The organism is Mycobacterium liflandii (genome assembly GCF_022354805.1).
GTDB classification, from domain to species: domain Bacteria; phylum Actinomycetota; class Actinomycetes; order Mycobacteriales; family Mycobacteriaceae; genus Mycobacterium; species Mycobacterium marinum.
The window spans coordinates 4,496,569-4,518,932 of the sequence record NZ_CP023138.1; the positions used below are offsets into that span (position 1 = coordinate 4,496,569).

At 65.0% G+C, this 22,364-nt stretch carries 17 protein-coding genes, 4 pseudogenes and 1 riboswitch; of the genes and pseudogenes, 5 read left to right on the plus strand and 16 right to left on the minus strand.

Annotated elements, in window-relative coordinates; genetic code table 11:
• Positions 1 to 275 precede the first annotated feature (275 nt).
• From CKW46_RS20010 to CKW46_RS20020, 3 genes are all read left to right on the plus strand, one after another.
• The gene (locus tag CKW46_RS20010; RefSeq protein WP_117436343.1) at positions 276 to 1,142 is read left to right on the plus strand and encodes a metallophosphoesterase; all 867 of its coding nucleotides are present in this window, start codon (positions 276 to 278) and stop codon (positions 1,140 to 1,142) included.
• Positions 1,142 to 1,216: riboswitch (Fluoride riboswitch) on the plus strand. (Overlaps the previous gene by 1 nt.)
• Before the next feature lie 188 nt (positions 1,217 to 1,404).
• Positions 1,405 to 2,484 (plus strand): DUF190 domain-containing protein, encoded by a 1,080-nt coding sequence (locus CKW46_RS20015; protein WP_117436344.1) that lies wholly within the window; start codon positions 1,405 to 1,407, stop codon positions 2,482 to 2,484.
• A 67-nt stretch (positions 2,485 to 2,551) separates the two neighbouring features.
• Positions 2,552 to 3,751: a MalY/PatB family protein gene (locus CKW46_RS20020; protein WP_117436345.1), complete on the plus strand. Its 1,200-nt coding sequence runs from the start codon at positions 2,552 to 2,554 to the stop codon at positions 3,749 to 3,751.
• A 3-nt stretch (positions 3,752 to 3,754) separates the two neighbouring features.
• On the opposite strand, the gene CKW46_RS20025 is transcribed toward CKW46_RS20020, so the two are convergent.
• Positions 3,755 to 4,300 (minus strand): PadR family transcriptional regulator, encoded by a 546-nt coding sequence (locus tag CKW46_RS20025; RefSeq protein ID WP_117436346.1) that lies wholly within the window; start codon positions 4,298 to 4,300, stop codon positions 3,755 to 3,757.
• A gap of 230 nt (positions 4,301 to 4,530) precedes the next feature.
• Between CKW46_RS20025 and CKW46_RS20030 the strand changes: the two are divergent.
• Positions 4,531 to 4,872: pseudogene (locus CKW46_RS20030) on the plus strand (alpha/beta hydrolase family protein); the annotation flags it as partial.
• 6 nt (positions 4,873 to 4,878) lie between these two features.
• On the opposite strand, the gene CKW46_RS20035 reads toward CKW46_RS20030, so the two are convergent.
• From CKW46_RS20035 to CKW46_RS20060, 6 genes and pseudogenes are all read right to left on the minus strand, one after another.
• The gene (locus tag CKW46_RS20035; protein WP_015356330.1) at positions 4,879 to 5,772 is read right to left on the minus strand and encodes a beta-ketoacyl-[acyl-carrier-protein] synthase family protein; all 894 of its coding nucleotides are present in this window, start codon (positions 5,770 to 5,772) and stop codon (positions 4,879 to 4,881) included.
• Positions 5,756 to 6,856 (minus strand): 3-oxoacyl-ACP synthase III family protein, encoded by a 1,101-nt coding sequence (locus CKW46_RS20040; RefSeq protein WP_482052307.1) that lies wholly within the window; start codon positions 6,854 to 6,856, stop codon positions 5,756 to 5,758. Before CKW46_RS20040 ends, CKW46_RS20035 begins: the two co-directional genes overlap by 17 nt.
• 28 nt (positions 6,857 to 6,884) lie before the next feature.
• Positions 6,885 to 7,874, minus strand: a complete 990-nt coding sequence (locus CKW46_RS20045; RefSeq protein WP_015356332.1) for an Acg family FMN-binding oxidoreductase — start codon at positions 7,872 to 7,874, stop codon at positions 6,885 to 6,887.
• Positions 7,875 to 7,977: 103 nt separating this feature from the next.
• Positions 7,978 to 9,335 (minus strand): annotated as a pseudogene (locus CKW46_RS20050) (bifunctional aminoglycoside phosphotransferase/ATP-binding protein); the annotation flags it as partial.
• Positions 9,336 to 9,355: 20 nt separating this feature from the next.
• Positions 9,356 to 10,559 (minus strand): annotated as a pseudogene (locus tag CKW46_RS20055) (ISAs1-like element IS2404/ISMul1 family transposase).
• Between the two features lie 374 nt (positions 10,560 to 10,933).
• A complete protein-coding gene (locus CKW46_RS20060; protein ID WP_117437773.1) occupies positions 10,934 to 11,830 on the minus strand; it encodes a universal stress protein in 897 nt (298 codons plus the stop codon).
• A 335-nt stretch (positions 11,831 to 12,165) separates the two neighbouring features.
• Between CKW46_RS20060 and CKW46_RS20065 the strand changes: the two genes are divergently transcribed.
• Positions 12,166 to 12,948 carry a universal stress protein gene (locus CKW46_RS20065; RefSeq protein ID WP_482052308.1) on the plus strand — a complete coding sequence of 261 codons (783 nt, stop codon included), beginning with the start codon at positions 12,166 to 12,168 and terminating at the stop codon, positions 12,946 to 12,948.
• 21 nt (positions 12,949 to 12,969) lie between these two features.
• Here the strand turns inward: CKW46_RS20065 and CKW46_RS20070 are convergent, their stop codons facing one another.
• The 9 genes and pseudogenes from CKW46_RS20070 to CKW46_RS20110 all read right to left on the minus strand — a co-directional run bounded on the left by CKW46_RS20070 (position 12,970) and on the right by CKW46_RS20110 (position 22,232).
• Entirely contained in the window at positions 12,970 to 14,682 is a 1,713-nt protein-coding gene (locus CKW46_RS20070) for a sensor histidine kinase (protein ID WP_482052309.1), read from the minus strand.
• Positions 14,683 to 14,859: 177 nt separating this feature from the next.
• Complete coding sequence (gene dosR, locus CKW46_RS20075; protein ID WP_036427243.1) at positions 14,860 to 15,513, minus strand: hypoxia response regulator transcription factor DosR/DevR; 654 nt, start codon at positions 15,511 to 15,513, stop codon at positions 14,860 to 14,862.
• Positions 15,514 to 15,721: 208 nt separating this feature from the next.
• Positions 15,722 to 16,486 (minus strand): annotated as a pseudogene (locus tag CKW46_RS20080) (universal stress protein).
• Positions 16,487 to 16,627: 141 nt separating this feature from the next.
• Positions 16,628 to 17,545: a 1-phosphofructokinase family hexose kinase gene (locus CKW46_RS20085; protein ID WP_051045878.1), complete on the minus strand. Its 918-nt coding sequence runs from the start codon at positions 17,543 to 17,545 to the stop codon at positions 16,628 to 16,630.
• Between the two features lie 83 nt (positions 17,546 to 17,628).
• Positions 17,629 to 19,671 carry an erythromycin esterase family protein gene (locus tag CKW46_RS20090; protein ID WP_482052310.1) on the minus strand — a complete coding sequence of 681 codons (2,043 nt, stop codon included), beginning with the start codon at positions 19,669 to 19,671 and terminating at the stop codon, positions 17,629 to 17,631.
• Between the two features lie 18 nt (positions 19,672 to 19,689).
• On the minus strand, positions 19,690 to 20,121 hold the full coding sequence (locus CKW46_RS20095) for an Hsp20/alpha crystallin family protein (RefSeq protein WP_015356340.1): 432 nt from the start codon (positions 20,119 to 20,121) through the stop codon (positions 19,690 to 19,692).
• A 195-nt stretch (positions 20,122 to 20,316) separates the two neighbouring features.
• Positions 20,317 to 20,580, minus strand: a complete 264-nt coding sequence (locus CKW46_RS20100) for an Mtp family mycobacterial-type pilin (RefSeq protein WP_373121360.1) — start codon at positions 20,578 to 20,580, stop codon at positions 20,317 to 20,319.
• 189 nt (positions 20,581 to 20,769) lie between these two features.
• Positions 20,770 to 21,042, minus strand: a complete 273-nt coding sequence (locus tag CKW46_RS20105) for a hypothetical protein (RefSeq protein WP_015356341.1) — start codon at positions 21,040 to 21,042, stop codon at positions 20,770 to 20,772.
• Between the two features lie 209 nt (positions 21,043 to 21,251).
• A complete protein-coding gene (locus tag CKW46_RS20110) occupies positions 21,252 to 22,232 on the minus strand; it encodes an Acg family FMN-binding oxidoreductase (protein WP_482052311.1) in 981 nt (326 codons plus the stop codon).
• Positions 22,233 to 22,364 lie beyond the last annotated feature (132 nt).

Consider the following 22,364-nt stretch of genomic DNA (forward strand, 5'->3'; position numbering starts at 1 on the left):
CACTGCGATACCACCAAGGTTACCGATGCTCGACGCGGCCCGCAAAGATGCCGACCCGCCACTTGCGAGCGCTGGGAATAGATTCGGCAGACCGGCAGCCACCGAGACCGGGTGGGGGCTAATGCCGCACGGTTGACCCGTCCAGATTTTGCCGCGTACCCTCGAAAGCAAAATAGGCGGTGGCCTCGTCCATACCCGGCGACTAAATGCCAACGGTCTTTGGGACTCGATGACTGCCGTTGGGCGGCTCGATCGCAGAGCTAGGAGGGCGGTCCATGAACGGCTCACCGGATTCTCAGATGCTGCAACAGCCGACTACGCGGTCCTTTCTAGCCCAACCGTTGCGCGTCGCGATCGCCGGCGATTGGCATTCCGACGCCAAGTACGCCGTCGGCGCAATCGAGCACGCCGCCAAACGCGAAGCGACAGTGCTGATTCAGCTCGGCGATTTCGGCTATAACTTCACCGACGAGTATCTGGATTCGCTCGAAGAAGCTTTGGACCGGTGCGGGATGGTCTTGGGGTTCGTCGACGGCAACCACGAGAACTTCGAACGATTGCTTGGTTGGCCCATCGACCAGGACGGTCTGCGATACCTGCGTGCCCACCTCGTGCACCTGCCGCGGGGTTTTCGTTGGCTATGGGGCCAGACCCGGTGTCTGGCCCTCGGTGGCGCCTATTCGATCGACCGTTTCCTGCGCAAGCGGGGCCGCTCCTGGTGGGAGCAGGAGCTACTGACCATGCGCCAGGCGAATGCTGCGGCGGCCGCCGGAGAAGCCGATGCCATGTTTTGTCACGACTGCCCGGCCGGAATCACCGTTCCCAGCGCGGCGCGCGACCGGCGCGGGTTCCCGGAACTCGAGCTGCGTCGGTCCGAGCTGCATCGCGAGCGGCTGCGCTGCGTTGTCGACGCCGTCCGCCCGGGTCGGCTTTGGCACGGACACTTTCACCACCGTTATCAGGCGGTACTGCACGGGCAGGGTTATCGCACCGTGGTGGACGGCCTGAGCAAAAACGGGCATCCCATCGACAACAACATGGTGGTAGTCAACCTCGCCGCTCTGGGGTCGCACCGGCTGAGTAGTCGCGGGACCGACGGGCCTTCGAATTCGGACTTGACCCACCGAGAGGCCGTCGGTTAACTAGCAGCGGCGATGGGGCTCGCCAGGAAGCTCGACTTCTGAACCGCCAGCCGGCTGATGGCACCTGCGAACAAAGGAGTCCCAGGTGGCATATCCAAACTCCCGCGCTTGTCCTGCGCCGCGCGTGGCCCGAATCGAGCTGCGCCGCAACGGTGGTCATCCCATAGGCACACACCGACCCGATGCCCACGAGGCGAACATCGGTTGCAGCGGCGGCGCTGCGGCATGAAAACTCCTAGGCAGCACGGCTTCAGGGGCCGGCATGGATGACGATTGCCTCAAGGTGAGCGCCTACTTGGGTGAGCGGCGCCGAACCGACGACGGCTTCCTGGCCGATGTGCTGCTCAGCCTCTACCAAGAACACAACATCGCGTCCAGCGTCGTGCTGCGCGGAGCCGGTGGATTCGGGACAGGACGCCACCTGCGGACCGACCAATCGCTGACCCTCTCCGAGGATCCGCCCGTGGTGATCATCGGTACCGACTGTAGGCCCAAAATCGAGGCATTACTCGACCCGGTGCTTGCCATCAAGCAACGAGGGCTGCTCACTCTCGAGCGCGCCCGCATGGTGCGCGGGGACCTGCCACCACTGGAATTGTCAGAGCAACTTCACGAAGCCGCCAAGTTGACCGTCTACGTTGGCCGCAAAGAACGCGCCTACGGTATGCCCGCCTATCTGGCCATCTGTGATCTGATGTACCGACGCCAACTGGCTGGTGCCTCGGTTTTCCTGGGTGTTGACGGCACCGCGCACGGGCGGCGGCAACGCGCCATGTTCTTCGGCCGTAACGCCGACGTCCCGATGATGATCATTGCCGTTGGCTCGAGCGATCGCATCCGTCGGGTACTGCCGGAGCTCGGTGGGCTATTGCGCCGTCCACTGATCACGCTCGAACGAGTTCGGGTTTGCAAGCGTGACGGTGAACTGCTGGGCCGTCCCCATGCCCTGCCCGCAGCCGACGAACACGGTCTGCCGCTGTGGCAGAAGCTGATGATCTACACCTCCGAATCGGCCCGGCACGACGGGGTTCCCATTCACCGGGCCATCGTGCGACGCCTATACCGGCGCCGGAGGCCCGACGGGGCTACCGTGCTGCGCGGCATCTGGGGCTTCAACGGCGAACATCAGCCCCACGGCGACAAGCTGTTCGCACTGGGCCGCCAAGTGCCGGTCGTCACCATCGTGATCGATACACCGACCAACATCGCCGAATCATTCGAAGTGGTTGACGAATTGACCCGCGAACATGGATTGGTCACCAGTGAAATGGTGCCCGCCTTGGTATCTGACGACGGCGATGGCGGTCGGGGCGGACCGGTCATCGCCCGCTACGACTACTAGCCAGGTGGCACAGCCCAAGCCACGTCCGGTGAAGTCGGTACCGCACAGCCCGCTAACGTAATCGCCCATGAACCCCAACCCGCTCGAGCAACTGACACTCGAGCAACTACGCACCCGGACAAGCATGAAGTGGCGTGCGCACCCGGCCGATGTCTTGCCCTTATGGGTGGCGGAGATGGACGTGAACCTGGCACCCACGGTGGCCGCCGCGCTTCATCGAGCGGTCGACAACGGCGATACCGGATACCCCTACGGCACCGCATATGCCGAAGCCCTTGCCGGATTCGCTGCGCTGCGTTGGCAATGGCACGACCTGGAGGTCGGCCGGATGGCGATCGTTCCGGACGTGATGATGGGCATCGTTGAGATGCTGCGTCTGGTCACCGATCGCGGTGACACCGTGATCGTCAATTCACCGGTGTACGCCCCGTTCTACGCATTCGTGTCACACGACGGCCGAAGGGTGGTCGAAGCGCCGCTGGGCACTGATGGCCGGATCGACCTGGACGCGCTGGAAGAGGCCTTCGCTCACGCGCGCCGCGCAGGTGGCAACGTGGCTTACCTGTTGTGCAATCCCCACAATCCGACCGGTGCCGTGCACAGCTGCGACGAACTGCGCGGCGTCGCCGAACGCGCCCGTCGATATGACGTGCGGGTGGTGTCGGACGAGATTCATGCTCCCCTGGTCTTTTCCGGAGCACGTTTCACCCCGTACCTGACGGTGCCCGGCTCCGAGAATGCGCTGTCGCTGACATCGGCCACCAAGGCGTGGAATCTGGGTGGCGTCAAGGCGGCGTTGGCTGTTGCCGGTCCGGAGGCCGCCGCCGATCTACGCCGGATGCCGGAAGAGGTCAGCCACGGGCCGAGTCACCTGGGCATCATTGCGCACACCGAAGCGTTCCGAACCGGCGGCGACTGGCTTGACGCGCTGCTGGCCGGACTGGACGCAAACCGCACGTTGTTGAGCGATCTGGTGGACGCGCAGCTTCCCGGGGTGCGGCTGCGATGGCCGCAGGGCACCTACCTGGCCTGGCTGGACTGTCGAGACCTCGGAATTTCCGAGCAGGATGCGTCCGGTCTTGCGGTGGTGTCAGATCTATCCGGGCCGGCCAGCTGGTTCCTCGATCACGCCCGAGTGGCGTTGAGTTCGGGCCACGTGTTCGGAACCGGCGGAGACGGGCACGTGCGCATGAATTTCGCTACGTCCCAGGCCATTCTGACTGAGGCAGTGACGCGGATGGGCAAGGCGCTCGGCGAGCTGCGGTAGCCCTCAGCCTTGCCCCGCCGGCGCGACGCCGCTGCGCTGGTCCAACCCGGCAATGACCCACTTAGCCCATTCGATTTCCTGTTGGGCCCACCGCAACCCTTGCTCCAGCGCGGCCCGGGCAAAGAAGGAGTCGCCATCCTCAGCCCAGTCGTAGGCGTAGCGGATCCGTTCGTAGTGCGTCTTTTCCTGCTCGGACAAAGACAACAACGATTCCAGGTAGCTACGGGCCTGACTGGGATCTAGCTGGCCGAGCAGGAAGACCCGCAGCAGCGCGGCATTGCGGACCGGTGGGTCCTGCTGCGGCGAAGTCATCCATCGGTAGAGTTCGGCGCGTCCCGCGTCAGTGATCGCGTACTCCTTGCGCCCCCGTGGCCCCAGGTCCGAGGACTTGATTAGTCCGGCAGCAGCCAGCTTGTTAAGCTCACTGTAGAGCTGACTCTGCGTTGCTGGCCAGACGTTGTTCATCGACAGCTGAAACCGCTTTAGCAGGTCATATCCACTTCCCGGCTCCTGAGAGAGCAGCCCCAACGCCGCATGTCGCAGGCTCACCCAACCATACTAACCCTCCAGTTTTGACATGTCACCAATGCCATGCCAACATTGACATGTCACTTTTGACATGTCGATATTGGAATGTCGGAAACCTAAGGAGTACAGGTGATTCAAAGTGCCCGCCCGAGTGTGCCTGCCTTCTGCAGCGTCGACAACGACAAGCAGCCGGATCGGCCACCGGCCAAGGTCTTCAGCCCCGCACGCGCTCCCGGCACGCCCCGAGTGCGGTGCGCAAAGTTCCCCCCGCCGTGCGGGCCGGGTACGACGCCCCCTTCCCCGACAAGAGCTACCAGGCTGGCGCCCGCGCCTTCCCCCAGTTGGTGCCGATCTCACCCGATGATCCCGCGGTTGCGGCCAACCGTGCCGCATGGGACGCCCTTGGCCGCTGGGAGAAGCCTTTCCTGGCCATCTTCGGGGAGCGCGACCCACTCCTTGGACGAGCCGACCGTCCACTGATCAAGCACATTCCCGGTGCGGCGGGCCAGCCGCACGCCCGTATCAACGCCAACCATTTCATCCAGGAAGACAGCGGGCCAGAGCTGGCCGAGCGCATCATTTCCTGGCAGTAGGCCCGTTCAGGCAGCGCGACCTGGCGGGCGGCGGTAAAGCGCGGCGCCGGCCGTGACGCCGGCCCCGGCGGCCACAAACAGGATCTGGGCGTCCACCGGAACCCGCGCGATCTGCTGCTCGAACGCGGCGGGCAGCGCTGCGGTGTGCATGCGTCGATCGTCTGCAACCCCGATCAGCTCTGCCGCCACCCCGAGCCGAGCGCTCAACGCGGCGCGGAACCCGGGCCTGGGCGGGGCGGCAACAATCATGTCGACCGACGAAAGCGCCACGCAGTTCGCCGCCAGGCATTCGCGCACCGCATGTGCCGCGACAGCGGCAAACTCTTCATCCGCCTCGGCCGACTCCGCGAATCGCAGAACGTTGCGGGCGTCAGCGAAACCAACTGTTGCGCTGAATGATTCGTCTGCCTTCCCGTTGACGGCGTTAGCCCACTGCACCCGGCTCAGGCCGTAGGTGTCATCGCTCCAGCCGCATAGCAGCGCGGCCCCCGTGGCGGAGAAGGGAAAGTGCTCGCTCATTCCATGGCCTGGATCGGCATCGCTGGCGACGATGAGCGCCCGACTGATGCTGTGCGTCCGCAAGAATCCGTCAACGATCTGCAATGCGGTGAGCACCCCGCAGGCCCCGTTGGCGATATCGAAGGAGAACGTACCGTGAGCACCGGCGTGGGGGTCCTCCGGGTTGGCGCCGATGTCGTCCTGGATCAGTGCCGCCAATGCCGGCTCACCGAGGTTGCGGTCGCGGTAGATCCCCGCATTGACCACAAGATCCAACTCGTCGGGGTCGCATCCGGTGCCCTGTAGGCAGTCTTTGGCAGCTGCAACGGCTAGGTGAAGCGCACTGTGCCGGTTGCGCCAGCCCGAATGTGCAACGTCGACGCGGTCAATCACTGTGCCCATAGCGGCTCACCATCTTCTCATCCAGGGTCAGCAAGACGATCCCGATTTCCAGCCCCGAGGCCAGAGCGATCAAGGCAATTCGCTCCCCTACCACGATGCGTCCGGCCGTGAGTTCCTCGATGAGGGCCACGGTGTGTGTTGTCGATGCCGTGTTGCCGTAGCGGTCCACGGTGATCACCGCGTCATGGCGGGGCTTGTCCCCAAAGGCTTCCGACATCTTGGCCATGCCTTTACGGATGGCACATGCCGACGTCTGGTGGGTGATCACATGGTCGATGTCGTGAATTGAGATTCCGGCCGTCTCGAGGACCTCCTCGAGCAGCAACGGCGTATTGGCCATTGCGGCCTGGTGGATCGCGCGGGCATTGGTGAACATCCGCGCGCCCGGGTCGTGTCCGCGCGGGTAGGCCAGGCACAGCCGGCTGTAGTCGGCGACGGTTGTGAATCCGGCCAGCGCGATTCCCGCGGAACCGACGGGAGCTCGCTCCAGCAGCAGCGCGGCGCCAGCGTCTCCCAGGGTCAACGAGGCCAACTCCTTGCTCATGATGTTGCGGATGTGGCGGGCGGCATTGTGGCTCAGTTGTGAGATGTATTCACCGCTGACGACCAGGCCGCGCTCTACCACCCCCTGCCGGATCCAATTGTTCACAATCGTTACCCCGGTGAGCATTCCGGCGCAGGCGTTGGACACGTCGAACGTCATCGCACGGTGTGCCCCAATGCCGCGGGCCACCGCACTGCTCATCGATGGCTCGAGCCATTGGGTGAGGCCACCGCGGAACTTGGTGATGCTGCAATTGATCACCACATCCAGCGACGCCGGATCCTGGCGTGCAGCGGCCAGCGCGTCCAGGGCGGCGGCGGTGGCCAGGCTGTAGGAATCCTCATCGCCCACCGAGACGCGGCGCTCGCGGATCCCGGTCAGCCGTTCCAGATCGATGTGGGTGCGATGGCGGGTGCTGGACATCAATTCGTCTGTGGTTAGTTGCATTTCGGGTAGATGCCGACCAGCACCGGCGATCCGGGTGACATACGGTGCGTGCGGACCGTTCGGGGTCTCCATCACCAGCCAATGTCGCGTCATGCGTGAGACCTCCTTGCGGTAGCACCGGTCAGAGCCGGAACTCAAGGACGTCGTCGACTGGGCGACGGCCGGAGCGTTCCACGTGCTGATCATGTCCCGGCGACTTGCCGATTCGGATGAGCAATTGCGGAAGGCTTGTTGTCTGGACGATCTCGGCGATGATGTTGCGACTCATGGCCATCTCGGTCATGTGGGTCAGCGTGCAGGTCGCCAGGCCCGCCATCGTGCACTCGAGTAACACCGCCGACAACGACTCACCGCATCGAAGCACGTCACACAAGTCGTCGGAATCGGTAGAGAGCACCACGATCTTAGACTGATCATGCTCGATAGCGGAGCGACGTCGCCCCCCGCCGGCCGGGGGAAAGCTGCGCGCAACGTCGACTCGGGAAGCTTCCGACGTCGACAGCAGGGCACCTTCCGGCGCATGGTCGGCGTTCGAGCTGAATGGCGAAGTCCACCATCGTATTTCGGACATATACGTGGTGTCGTTACGTCGCAAGTTCTCGGTGAGCCGAGACGCCTCGGCCAGCGCCGCTCGGCCATCGTCCGCCACCACGTGCAGCAGCACGTCATACCGGACCGCGGCGTGACGCAGCACCGGCTCGATCGCCGCCCATTGGGTGACCGGGTCAAAAGGCAAACGGTCGGTGCGGCGTTGCCCGATGGCATCCGCCCGATGGCGCTGGGACGCGGTGACGGCCTGCATCGGGTGAAACCGCAGTGTCGCCAGATGATCTGGATTGCCCCGATCGGGCGTCCGTTCGGTGACACTGTCCCAGCCGGCAGCCGACGTCGCGACCCGCAGGTGGTCAAGGACAGCACCGCAACTCAATATCAGCTCCCGGCCCGCGTGGTCGGTGGCCGGCATCGAACGGGCTCGATCAGCCCACAGTTGCAGTGTGTCGGCTTCGGCGACCCACCGCCACGGTTGGCTGTTGTGTAGCGACGGAGCACGACTGGCAAGCGCCACTGATTCTCGAATCACGGTTTCGTCGGGCGCCGTCGCCGCCGTCATAGCCACCACCCTTGCGTCTGTGACGTCACAGCTAGAAACTTGCGCCGCAGGTTGGCCAGGGCCGTTGGTCCTTCACGGCAGGGACTTAGGCTCGCAGCCCCGCCTACTCGGGGTAGATCGCTCGGCACCAAGCGTCGTGGGCTTCGTTTAGGGAGAACTCAATTGGCCGGGAGGTATCCATCGGTAGGGCGGTATCCCAGCCGGCATGTTGAGCCGCCATGGTCGCGGCGATCTCCGCAGTTACCTCGGAATTGCCCGGCGCTCGGGTGATGATTCGGTCAGCGGCCATATCGACCGGCAGGGTGCACAGCAGTTCCACCAAGGCCGCATGAGTTTGGCCGCCAAGGTGGTGAGCCCGCGCGCGAGATTGCGGATCCCGCCAGGTCCCGTCCAGGATCACCGATCGCCCCTCTTGCAAACACCTGCGCGCCCGGCTCAGCACCAGATCGTAAACGACCGTGACGTTGTCGCGGGTGTACAGGCCTTCGTCCAGAACACCCGACTCGCCGTGAATGTCACCGCGGTCGCGCAGTTCCTTGCGCACATCGTCGGTTGAGATGACCTGTGCGCCAACCTGTTCGGCCAGAGCACGCGCCAACGTCGACTTTCCGGTACCTGGATTCCCGCCCACCAGCGCCAACCGAACTGCGCCGGTCTCCAGGTGCCGGGTGGCTAGCTCCAGGTGTCGGGCGGCATCCGCGGCGGCCTCTGGTTTGCCTTGCGACAGCCGGACACAGTCGGTCTTTGCGCGCACCACCGCGCGATAAGCGATGTAGAAGTCTCGTAGTGACGCCGGCGCCACATCCCCGGAGTGCGCGAGATAGCGATCCAGGAAGTACTCCCCCAGGTCCTTGCGCCCCAAGAACTCCAGGTCCATCGCCAGAAACGCGGCATCATCGACGCGATCGACATAACGAAGTCTGTCGTCGAACTCCAGGCAATCGAGCAGGGCGGGTCCGCCTTCGGCGCAGAAGATGTCATCGGCGAGCAGGTCCCCGTGACCGTCGACGATGCATCCCTGGGCAATGCGCTGGGCCAAGAGGGTCTCGCGGCCGGAGATGAATGCCGCGACCAGGTCTTCGATCCGCCCGATCGACTCGTCGGGGAACGACGTCCCCGCATAACGATGCAGTTCTGCCAGGTTGTCGCCGAAGCGTCGGCCGATCGCGGCCGGTTCGCCCGCGGTGTTGATTGTCGGACTGCGCTCGGCGCCCTCGTGAAAGCGGGCCAGCACTGTGGCGATGGTGTCCAACAACGCGCGCACCGATTCGTCGGATCCGCCGCTGCTGATCTGATACGCAAGCCGGTCGCTGTCGTGGTAGCGACACATTACGACCAGCGGTTCGGCCGGCCCCCGGTCGGGTCGGTGCAGTGCGCGACGCCGAGGTAACTGGTGGGGGCTAGTCGACTGTTCAGCTCGACCTCGCGGGCACAGGCCCGCTCCCGTTGCTCCGCGGTACGCAGGGCTCCGGCGTTGTTGATTAGCAGGCTTGTGAGCTGGGGAATTGTGGATTGAGGAGGTCTAGGCGGCGGTTGGCGGTCAAAGCGGTGATCCGGCAGGCTTCGGCGATGTTGTCGGCGCCGTTGAGGCGGTGCAGATTGATCGCGGTGTTGCGTAGCGTTGCTAGGACCTGTGCGCCGTTTCCGGTATGTGCCCTTTGACGGTCTTCGTCGAAGGTGACGTCGCGTATCCAGTGCAGGCTGTTCTCGATTCCCCAGTGTTGACGCATCCAGGTCATGATCGCGGTAGGGCGGGCGTGCTCGAACGGCAGGCTGCAGATGGCATAGACCACCTCCACGCTGCGCTGGTCGGTGGCGGTGATCAAGCGTTCACGAGTGATCCGGATGATTTGTTTTGCGTAGGGGAAGCCGATTCCTCGTGCAGCGGTGATGATTTGCAGGGTGCGGGTCTCGACACGGCCGTGGCCGCGGGAGTCGTCGGTAGCGGCTGCGGGCACCTCGGCCCAGGGCAGCGCGGTGATACGCGCAAGTATTTTGGCTTGGTTGGACTTGACGATCATCAGGTAGTGCGACTTCAAGGTGGCGCAGATCAACTTCGCGGTGACGACCTGGGTATGCATCGCATCCACGGTGACCAGCCACCGCAAGCTACCCGGCAGCAGCGTGAGCAGGGCACGTACGCAGGGAATTTCATTGCTTTTCTCGGCGACAGCGAGTTGACCGAGCACCAATCGGGCACGGTGGGCGAACACCGACACGAGATGCGTGGCTGTCGCTTTGGCGCGTAAAGGCACCACGCAGCATCTTGCCGTCCAACGCGATCGGCACCAATCCACTGGGGTCGCTGCTGGCCACGTGTGCAGTGAAGTAACTGCCCATCCTGGCGTTGAGGTCGGCGGGGTCTAGCCGAGACAAAACATCGCGGAAGGTCTTCTCACTGGGCCGCCGGAACCGGACCCCTAATTAGGCCAACACATCATCGGGAGCGGTGGCCGCCCATGTGGCAAAAACAGCATAGCCGCGCATCCCCGCGGCAGTGGCCAGAACCGCGATCGCCAACAAAGCCATCAGCGAATACCTCCGACCGCGTGGGTCCCTCGGGTCTGGCACCGAGGCCAACACATCGAGAAACTCCGATCCGATGAGCTCACTGCGCTCACCAGGACTCCAGCGGTCGAACACCTCTGGAACCGACGACACAGGCAATACTGAAACGGTAGGCACGGGCAACTCCAGACCAACGACGAACAGTAACCAACTCGATCGTTCTCCAGATAGCCCGTGCCTACACTCCGGCCCCAATAGCGCGGCACCAAAGATCATCAACCCAGCTCACAAGCCTGCTAATCAACAACGCCGGAGCCCTGCCGCGGTACGGAAGTCCAGGAAGTCGGTCAGCACCGGTTTCTTCGCCTTGTATGCACGTTCGCCGACCAGCACCACCACACCGGTATGTGTTTCGTGCACCTCGATATAGGCGGTGTTAGGGCTGTGGGTGGCATCCGGCGACTCGGCAGATTCGCTGTCGGTGCTGATGGCGGCCTCCGTGGCTCTCGGTTATCGGCGGGTATGGGCGGCCAGCCCGGTTGGCGCCGATCTCAGGCGGACCGGGCCACGATGACCGGCGTGTGAACCGCGTGCAGCACCGCGTTGCTGGTCGAACCGACCAGCATGCTGGTAAATCCGCCCCGGCCGTGGCTGCCCAGAACGACCAGCTGCGCGGTCTGTGCTTGGTCGATCAATTGTCGCGCCGGTCGATCACACACGACCACTCGATCCACCGTGACATCCGGATAGCGCTCCTGCCAGCCGGCCAGACGCTCGGCCAGAGTCTCCTCGGCCTCTCCCTTTACCGTCGACCAGTCCAACCCGGGCAGGTCAACCACTTCAAGATCACTCCAGGCGTGCACCGCTTTGAGTTCGACGCCCCGGCGCGACGCTTCGTCGAATGCGATCGCGGTCGCCAGCTCTGAGGCCGACGAGCCATCGATGCCCACCACCACGGGGGCCCGGTCACGGTCTTCGGGTTGGGGCGCCTCCGGATCTTCGTCTCGGATCACTGCCACCGGACAGTGCGCCCGGTGCACCACCCCGGAGCTAACGGAGCCGAGCAGGCCGCGAGCGACGGCCCCGCGGCCGTGGCTGCCGACCACCACCAAATCCGCTTCCTGCGACAGTTCGACGAACGTGGGAACCGGCGCCGACCATCTCAACTCGCTCTTGATCTGGGTGTCGCGACCCTGCTGCGTGATCTCTTGGGCGATCTTTCCCGCCTGTTCGAGAACCTGGCGGCCGTCTTCCTCCTGCCACGCTGACATGCTCGTCATCATGGGCATCTCGGGCCACATCGGCACCGCCTGGTTCACCATGTGAACCAAGGTCAGCGGAACATGACGCAATGTGGCGTCACGCGCCGCCCACGAAACCGCCGCATACGAGGCAGCCGAGCCATCGACGCCAACAACAATGCCAAGGTGTTTCATCGGTGCAGACATTTGATCCTCCTCGGTCATCAAATACGTTATTCGCCAAACGGCCATCGGTCTTGAGGCTTTGGTCATCAGCCACGTGGTCATGAGGCCCGGGCTGACATTATCGGCACCACCCAGGCTGTGGCTTGCCGGCCGATCGAGGTCCAATGCCGACGTCGCGCAGATTCCGGTCGGCCGCGCGTTACCAAAGCCGCAAAACCGGGGTCAAACGGCCCTGCCCCGGCCTCAGGGCAGCTCAATAGCCTCTTGCCGTGAGCGGCCCACCGACGCCAGGGCAGGCCAGCGGTCCCGGATGGGAGGGTGCCATGAGCCATCCGCAAGCGCCTAGGTGCGTTGTTGTGGGCGTCGACGGTTCACAGGCCGCGATCAACGCCGCGCGCTGGGCCGTCCCCGAGGCCGCCAGCCGCGGCATTCCCCTACGCCTGGTCCATGCCGTTCCCGAGCGGGCGGCATCGACCAACGATGAGGCCGCCCTGGATGTCGAATACGCACAAGCAGCGTTGCACGCGGCTTCGGCTGCGCTGCATGCCATCGAAGTGCCGGTCGAGGTAGAAGTGGACATCGTGCGAGGATCGGCCGAGGCCGCGTTGGTCAGCGAATCACTTACTGCGGCAATGGTTTGCGTTGGATCGGCGGGAATCGGTCGAGTGGCGCGCAAGCTACTCGGTTCGACCGCCGAGGCGGTGACGCAGCGAGCGCATTGCCCAGCGGCCATCATCCGCACCGATCCTGACACCGAGTTGTCGGACACGTCCTGGATCGCTGTTGTCGTCGATGACTCGCCCGGAAACGATGCGGTGCTCGAGCACGGCTTCCGGGAGGCCCAGCTGCGCGGGGCGCCGATTCTGGCGATGGGAGTGTGGCGGTGGGGCCTGGGCGAGATTGCCTACGAGCAACTCCATCGCCGGCTTGACCGCTGGGTGTCCCGCTATCGAGATGTCCACGTCCAGCCCGCGGCCGCACGACACGGTGCGGCCGACTTCCTCGCCAAGACCGAGGAACCTAACCAGTTGGCCGTGGTCGGCAGCGATGATGCTGGCGATGTGGCACGAATGGTCGGCGCGGTGAGCCGGCGTCTTCCCCAGCGCAGCGGGCATTCGGTGCTGGTGGTCCGCCGCTGATCGCGCTGACCGAGCCCGAAGTCAGAGATCGCCGAATGGAACGGTCCAGCTGATCCGCGTTCCGCCCTCGGTGGGCGTGGTGATCCCGCAAGTGCCGCCGAGCTTTTCGGCCCGCGACCGCATGTTGACGAGGCCGCTGCGCCGCGATACGTCGGGGGGTATGCCGCAGCCATCGTCGACGACTTCGAGGCTGAACATGTCGCCGACACTGACGTCCAGCGTCACTCGCCCGGCGCCGGAATGGCGAACGGCGTTGCTGATGGCTTCGGTGGCCACCGCCTCGGCGTGGTCGGCAAGCTCACCTTGAACGGCCGACATCGGCCCATGCATATGGATTGTGGTGACAACGTCACGGTGTTCGGTCAGGTCGGCAACCACCTGCTGAATCCGCTGCCGAAAGCCGCCGTCGCGACCCGACGGAGACTTCAGCTGGAAGATGGTGCTGCGAATTTCTTCGATGATCGTTTGCAGATCGTCGACGGTACGGTTGAGCCGGTCGATGACCTCCGGGGAGCGGGCCCTGGCCAGCGTTCCCTGCAGATCCATACCCGAGGCGAACAGCCGCTGGATGACGTGGTCGTGCAAGTCATGCGCAATGCGCTCGCGCTCGGCCAAGATGGTCAGCTGCCGCGCGTCCTCGCGGCCCGAAGCCAGCAGCAGTGCAATCGCCGCGTGGGTGGCGAACTGGCTCACCAGATCCAGGCAGCGGGCATCGAATGGCGGCTGATCCGCGCCCCGCGCGACGGCAATCACCCCGGCGATCTTTTCGTGGGCGCTCAGCGGCATCACGATGGCCGAGCGCTGCGCCACGTCGGTGAATGCCTCAATCGGGTAACTGAAAGCCTCACTGATCAATGGTTCGCCGGACCGAAAAACGTCGCCGCAGGTAGAGCCGCGCACCGGAACCTGCTGGCCGACAACCTCCTCGGCATGCAGCCCTACCGCGGCGGAGACCACCAGGGTGTCGATCTCGTCGGTGGCCAGGTCGGACTCGACGGGCACCAGAACGATGGCCTGTTCGGCATCGGTGAGCGTGCAGGCCCGCTGGGCGATCAATTGCAGGGGCTCGCGCCGCGACTCGGTGCTGGACATCAGCGCCGTGGTGATCTCGCGGCTGGCCTCCATCCACTTCACGGCCGTGCGCTCGCGCTCGAACACTTGGGCATTGTCGATAGCGACACCGGCCGCAAACGCCAACGCGCGGGCGGCGAACTCGTCGGACTCGGAGAACTTGCGGCCCGGATCGACATGGGTCAGATACAAGCTGCCGAACACGGTTCCCCGGATCGTGATCGGTACCGCGAGAAACGCTCGCATGGGCGGGTGGTGTTCGGGGAAGCCGCAGGCCGCCGGGTGCATGGTCAGGTCGTCCAGACGCAGCGCGGGTGTCTCGACCAGCGAAACGCCCAGCACCCCCTTGCCGACCGGCAGATGCCCGATGCGACGGGCCACGTCATCGTCCATTCCCGCGTGAATGAACCTGATCAGTGTCCCCTCAGGATCACGGACGGCCAAGGCACCGTAGGGGGCTGAGGTCAACTCCCTGGCGGCAAGGACGATCCGGCGCAGCGTTGCGCCGAGGTCGAGATCGGAGCCGATCTCGACGATCACCCGCAGCAACTGCTCCATCTGATCGCGAGCTGCCAGCAACTCGTCTAGCTGCGCGTGCATCCTGCTAACCAGCCCTGGCCGGCCCAGTCCAGCAAACGCTGGGCCGCTTTCGTCGCTGCCCACCCGACCCGGTACCTCCACCCATGCCTTTTCGGTACTACCGCAGGTGACGCTGCGTTCGCAGCGTCGGGAACCGATATTTAGCTTAATCCCATTGAAATTGAGCGACCACAACCTGGCCGCAAGCCGGGGAGAACTCCCCCAGTCTCAGCCGCGTCCGCGATTTCGTCGCGAGGGCCGTCAATCGCCCTGCACGGACCGTGTTCCCTGACCCAAACGGGAAGCGAACACCGCCGCCTGCGTTCGCCGCTCCATGCCCAGCTTGGCCAGTAGGCGCGACACGTAGTTCTTCACGGTTTTCTCGGCGAGGAACATCCGGGCGGCGATTTGCCGGTTCGTCAACCCCTCGCTGAGGTGTCCGAGCAGCGTTCGCTCCTGTTCGGTCAATCCGGACAGCGGATCCTTCTGCTCGGCCCCGCCACGCAGCTTCGCCATCAGTGCCGCGGCCGCGCGGTTGTCCAGCAGCGATTTGCCGGCACCGACGTCTTTGATGGCCCGCGCCAGCTCCATTCCCTTGATGTCTTTGACGACGTAGCCGCTGGCCCCCGCCAGAATCGCCTCGAGCATCGCCTCGTCGGAGGTGAACGACGTCAGCATCAGGCACCGCAATTCCGGCAGGTCCGAAAGCAGGTCGCGGCACAGTTCGATGCCGTTGCCGTCGGGCAGACGGACATCAAGCACGGCGACGTCGGGCTGCAATGCCGGGATTCGTGCCATCGCCTCGGAGACCGAGCCCGCCTCGCCGATGATTTCCAGATCTGGGTCGGACCCGAGCAGGTCGACAAGTCCGCGCCGAACGACTTCATGGTCGTCGACCAAAAAAACCTTAACCATGGCGAGAAACCCTAACCATTGCCAGTCCTTCCACATGACGGTGCGAACTGAGAATCATGGAGCCGTGGGTGACGATTTCCACACCCCATGATTCCCCACTTTCGCCGGCGATGGGTACTCGCGCCCGGCGGGGGTGGGCGCCGCGGCCGGTAGCATCCGGTGACGTATCGCGGCCGGCCCGCCGGCGCTGGCCCGCCAGCCAGGCTGTTTAATGCCGAACCAGCAGAACCGAGCAGTCGGGGTAGCCCAATATCGGATGACAGTTGGGGGTGGTCAGTCCCGGCAACTCATCGGCGTCGGCTTCGCCCACAACGGCCAGGTCGATGGCACTGCTGTGGTTTTCGACGGATCGTGCGCCGGTACCGGAGGCGACAACCTGGACCGGCACGTCCGGGTAGCGGCGCACCCAGCTGTCCAGCCGGCGATCGATTTGGCGAACGACCGCGTGGCGACGCCGCCCCTCCTCCATGGCCGCGTGCACAACTTCGTCATTGTCGGCGTCGTCGTTGAGGACGACAGCGATTACCCCCAGCTCCGTCGGGGATCCATCGGGATTGGTCCGGATGACCGCCACCGGGCAGTGTGCACCCCGGACCAACGCCGCCGCGGTCGGGCCCAGTAACCCGTCCGTCGCCGGTCCTCGCCTGGCGGTGCCGACACAGATCAGTGCCGTCTCCTACGATTCATCGATCAAGATCTGCGCGGGCTCACCAGCACGAACAACGGTCTCGACCTCGATCGGATGGCCGTCGCTCTGGACGGCACCCTCCGCCTCGGCCAGTGCCCGCTCCGCGCGCTCGAGCTCCCAGTCGGGGGCATGCACCGATCCCGTCTGCTGGCTGGGGATGACATAGACGAGGCGAAGGGGCAGCTGCCGGCTGATCGCCTCGTCTACGGGCCACTTGGCAGCGTTGATCGCGGCCTGCGAGCCGTTGATGCCCGCCACCACCGACTTCGCGTCCAGGTGCTTCATGAAGGCTCCCAATTACTTCGATCCGCTCCATCCCAGCCTATTGCGCCTGCGTCCGTAATGTGAGGGCCGTTGGACCGCTGCCGCGGCAGTTCCTTGTTGGGGGGCCGACCACAGATCCGCGTTCGGGGGTTGCGGCAACCCCTAGGCGACCTCCACCGGTTCGGCGACGTGCTCGAACAGCCGCTCGACATCCGCACGCTCGCAGGCTTGCGTACCCGGCGTCAGCAGCATTGCCGCACCGGCCGCAATGCCCAACCGAACCGACTTGACCAGCGGCCATCCGCGAGCCAGACCGACCGTGGTCGCGGCAACCATGGCGTCGCCGGCCCCAACCCCGCTGCCGCCTCGCATCTCAACCGCTCGAAATCGATGCCGCGCCCGGCGAGTCGCAAGCAGTGCACCATCAGAGCCCAACGACACCACCACGACCTCTGCGCGACCCGTTTCGACGAGTTCGCTTGCCGCGGCCAATTGCTCGGCCTCGGTAACCAGCGGCCGACCGACGCACTCGCGCAGCTCCCGCACACTGGCCTTGAGGAGGTACACCCCCGCACGGATGTGGCTGAGCCCGCCGCCGGAGGTGTCCAGGATCAGACGTGCGCCCAGACCACGGCAAGCCTCGGCGACCCGCTGATAGAAGTCGGCCGGCACGCCCGGCGGCAGGCTGCCGCTGGCCACCACGAATTGCGCTGAGCGCGCGGCAAATCCAAATTCTTGCAGGCACTGGGCCTGCTCTTCGGGTGCCAGCACGGGTCCGGGAAGCACAAAACGATACTGCTCGCCGGTGCTGGATTCGTTGACGGTGAAGCTCTCCCGCGTCGATGCCGCTATCGGGATTTCGCCGAAGGCCACACCGGCTTCGCTGAGCAGTTTGCTGACGTGGGCGCCATGCGATCCGCCCACCGGAAACACCGCGAACACCGAGCCGCCGAGGACGTGCGCGATCCGCGCGACGTTGATGCCTCCCCCACCCGGGTCATAGCGAGTTTCGCTGCAACGCAGTTTCTCCGTCGGCCGCACCACGCCGACACAGGTGGTGATGTCCAGCGCCGGGTTCATGGTCAGCGTGACGATCTGTGGTCCGCGCACCGCCGGATCCGGCCGGACTCGTCATCCGCGTTGGCTCCGCTGATCGCCGGGCGCTACAGGCCACTCGGGTAGGTTTCGGGCGTCTCCCCGGCGATCCACAAACTCGTGGTCTCGAGGGGCTCGAGGGCGCGGGTCTTGTCGATGTGGATCATGGCGTCGAACTGATCGGCGGGACGGACATGGAAGTAGTGGCTCTGCCGCTCGGTGGCCGGAAGATAGATCACCCCGATCGCCCGGCCCAATCGAACCCCGGACAAGGGGTCAGCGGCCTCCGGGCTGGTTGCCGCCGAAACCAGGAAGGCGTCCTTGCCGGTGTCGTGGAACAGTTCTTCCACACTTGCGTGCAGCGCCGGGCGCACCACTTTGCGTTCGGCGATGCCGCCCCACTCACTGGCGGCGGTGACCGTACCGGAGTAGGTACACAACCCGATCAGACGACTGTCATCGCCGTAGCGTTGACGGACCAGTTGCCCCAGCGTCAGTTGTCCGTCCGCCCACACTTCCGTGGCTCGCGCATCGCCGACATGAGAATTATGGGCCCACACCACTATCCGAGCGGGCGCCGCTTCGCGATGGCGATCCAGGTGCGCCTGCAGCGCCGCCAGCGTCTCGGCCATGTGCTGGTCGCGCAGGTTCCATGACGTGACACGGCCACTGAACATCGCCCGGTAATACACCTCGGCATTGCGCACCGTTTGTGCATTCTGTTGGGCGTAGAAGGCCTCGTCTTCGGCGATGAGTCCGTCTCTGTGCGCGTAGTCGAGCGCATTGCGCTGCGTGTCGACCAACTGCTCGATCGCTTGGCGTTCACAGGAGGGGCCGGCACCGAATGCCGCCGCATACCCATACGCCTGGCCGTCATCGGCAGCCGTGTGGTCGAAGCACGCGTAGCGAGCCCGGGCCCGCGCCACCGCCGCCGGATCAACCCTGTCCAAGAAGGCGACCACCTCCTGCATCGACCGATGCAGGCTATAGAGGTCTAGGCCGTAGAAACCGGCTTGACGCTGACCGTTTGACGCGCAGCGCTGATTGCGCTCCCGTAGCCAGTCGACGAAGTCACGAACCACGGTGTTGCGCCACATCCAGGCGGGAAAGCGCTCAAAACCGCGCAACGCCTGCTCGGCACTCTGGTCCTCCCCCAGCCCGTGCACATATCGATTCACGCGATACGCGTCGGGCCAGTCCGCCTCGGCCGCCACGGCGCAGAAACCCTTCTGCTCGATCAGCCATTTCGTAATCTCGGCCCCGGCTTCGTAGAACTCGTGCGTGCCGTGCGAGCTCTCGCCGATCAAGACGATCCGGGCGTCACCGATGACGGCTTCCAGCGCTTCGCGCGGCGGTACCCCTCCGTGCGCGTCGATGGCCACATTTCTGATCACCTCGGCCGGCGTGGGTACCGCAGGTCTGAGCGCCGGGATCCCCGTCGTCGGGGTAGCCAGCAGGTTGCGAACCTCCTCGTCGGTGACCTGACGGAAGTCCCAGAAAGACTCCCCGACCGCGAGGAAGGGGGTCGGCATCGACGCGCACACCACGTCATCGACGAGGCCGGCGAACTCTCGGCAACTCGACTCGGGGGCGGCCGGCACCGCAATCACGATGTGCGCGGGCTCGGCATCGCGTATCGCCTGCACCGCCGCAAACATGCTGGCGCCGGTCGCCAAACCATCGTCGACCAAGACCACCGTCTTGCCGGCCACGTCCAGAGGTGGACGGCCCGCGCGGTAGGCGGCTTCGCGCCGGACCAGCTCCCGGGCTTCGCGCTCGGCGGTGTCGCGAAGTTGATGCGGCGTGATCCGCAGGCCCCGCACGACGTCGTCGTTGACCACCACGCGGCCGCCACTGGCCAGAGCACCCACGGCAAACTCCTCGTGGCCGGGAGCGCCGAGCTTGCGCACGATGAAGGCGTCCAACGGTGCGTGCAGCGCGGCCGCGACCTCCCACGCGACGGGTATTCCGCCGCGCGCCAAACCCAGGACAATCACGTCTGGCCGGTCGCGGTAGGCGGTCAACAGATCTGCCAGCACCTGGCCGGCCTCGTGACGGTCCCGGAAGACCCGCCGCGGTGCGTTCCGATCGGCTCTCGCCGCGCTCGTCATTGCGTACCCGCGGTCGTGTCAGTTGACGGACTGGACCCGTACCCGGCGCTCGGCCGGCTTCGCCTCCGCGACGGGAACCGAGACGGTGAGAATTCCCTTGTCGTAGGAGGCCTCAATGCCGTCTTCGGTGACGCCGGACGGTAGCGGCACGGTCCGGATGAACGAGCCGTAGCAGAATTCTGATCGCCCGTTGAACTCTTTCTTCTCACTGCGCTCGGCCTTGATGGTCAGCTGCCCGTCGAGCACCGTGATCTCAATGTCTTTTTCGGGGTCGACACCAGGGATTTCTGCGCGTAGTTCGTAGCGGTCGCCCTTCATCTCGTCCTCGAGCTTCATCAGCCGCGAATCAAAGGCAGGACGGAGCCCGGCGAAAGACGGGAAAGCCGCGAACAGCTCGGAAAACTCCGGGAAAAGCGACCTTGCGGGGCGCTGAACGGAAAGGGTGCCCATGATTTCTCCTCGATCTCGAAATCACCGTGTTGACCACTGTCCATCCGACCACCAAATGCCGGCCGCCAATAGGGACGGAAGTCCCCGACTGGCGCGGCTTTCTGGGGATCGCCGCAATGGGTGGGCTCAGATCACACGGGCACCACGACCGACGGGGCAGCCGGCAACCTCGGCCGGTCGGCCGCAACAACCGGTTTAAGCGCCGCCACCACCCGCGGCGGGCGGCGCGGGAGGCGCCGGCTCGTCCAGCCACGGCTGTTCATCGACGGGAAGGTCGCCGGGCACGAAGTCACGACTGTGGTCGGCGCCATCGACATCCCGGTGAACATCATCGTGGCAGGTCGTCGGATCCCAGTTGGGCCCCCAAGCCGGATCGAAAGGCTGGCCCGGGCACCAGTAGTAGGTGGGGGCCGGCGCCGGATGGGCGCCGGCGTTGGCGATAAGCCCGAAGTCCGCCATAGCGAGCACGGCGGCGATGATGCCCGCGACAACCAGGACAGCCAGACGTATGAACCGATGCACAGCAGGAACCCTATTCAAGTTGCCTGGCAGTTGGCTGAAATTGGTCTGGGATGTCGGCGAATGTGCTAATAGTCGGTGTCTGCCGGCGGACACCGCCCGACCCGAGCAGCCCCCGGTGATCACCGGCTAGCGCTCCGATGTTCGCAGTTCCACAGCTGGGTGCGGCACCGCACTGATGTAGGCCATGACACGGCCGAGAATGAGATCGTACGCATCGCCGTCCTCTGCGAGGCGGACCAGCCCCTCACGCCGCAAAAAGCCCTCAATGCGCCGATCCAACGGCCATTCGCGATACATCGTGTTGTCGGCATAGGGCGACCTCACGAATCGGCAGGCTATGGCATCGACATCAGAGTCTGTCAATAACGGCGGACCGCCCAGCGCAGAAACCACTTCCATTTCCTTACCTATGTACGCACGGCACTGGTTGAGTCACCAGGGTGACCCCATGATTCGGTGCCCTTCACGCACCGCATAGGGCCGTAAGTCACCTATGCGAGAAGCAAATCTGGTAATTCCACGGTAGCCGCCGGCCGGTACCCGCGAAAGAGCCCACCGGCAAATTGCAGCGGCCAAATAGCGCCACCTGCCCGAGCCACAACCTGGCGCTAGCGGCGGATCTCCAATACATCGCGCAGCGGCCGCCGCGGCGTCAACTCCGGGGCGGCACCCGTTGGCGCAATGCCGACCCGAACCAATACCTGTGGCTCGGCTTGACCACCGGTGAGTTCGCGAACGGTGGCACGGCCGGCGTCCATCTCCGTGAGGTGGGTGACCGGGCAAGTGGCCAGCCCCGCCAGGGTGCACTCCAACAGGACCGCTGATAGTGCCGCGCCGCAGTTGAGCGCATCCGCGCGGCTGTCGCCCGGCGTCGACAACACAACGATCGTGGCGTGGTCATGCCGGCCCGCAGAACTGCTCTCGCTACGCCAGTCGACCGGGAACGAACGGTTCACCGCTACTTCCCGGGCCGCTGTTCCAGACGCCAGGGCGCTCTGGGGTATCCTCTCAGACTCCCTGGAAGGTGCCGTCCACCAGGCCAATTCATGATGGTAGGCGTCGTCGTAGCGGCGCAGCGCCTCGGTGAGCCGAGACGCCTCCGCCAGCCGGGGCCGCGCGTCTTCGGCCAACACCGCCAGCGTGACCGTTTCGGTGTCCACCGAACTGCGCAGTACGGGCTCGAACGACTCCCAGTCGCCTGGCGCCCGGAATGGACGGCGGTCAGTCCGGCGCCGCGATATCGCCTCGGCCCGCTCACGCCGGGCCTGGGCAATGTCGTCGATCGCCGCGAAGTCGATCGAAGCCAGATGGTCAGGATTGTTGGGGTTGGGAAACAGGTCGACGTTGCTGTCCCAGCCGGCGGCGGCCATCGCGACCTGGAAGTGATCGAGCAGCGCGCCGCAGCTGATCACCGCTTCGCGGCCCGAATCATCGGCCGACGTCACCATCCGATGCGGGTCGAGAAACAAGTCGACGGCGCCGCTGGCAGCCACCCATCGCCAGGGCTGACTGTTGTGCAGCGATGGAGCGCGGCTTGCCAGCTCGACAGCCCTGGCAATCACCTCGGTGTCAACCATCGTCTCGGTCATCGCACTCACCTGCCTCCCATCTTCGACCATCGGGCATCAGAACATCCGACGCAAGGGCCTTTGGCCCCCGCCGCGACGACATAGGGCCCCGGGAGACTCGCCGGGCTCCCAGGAGCACCAACTCGCGTTCAC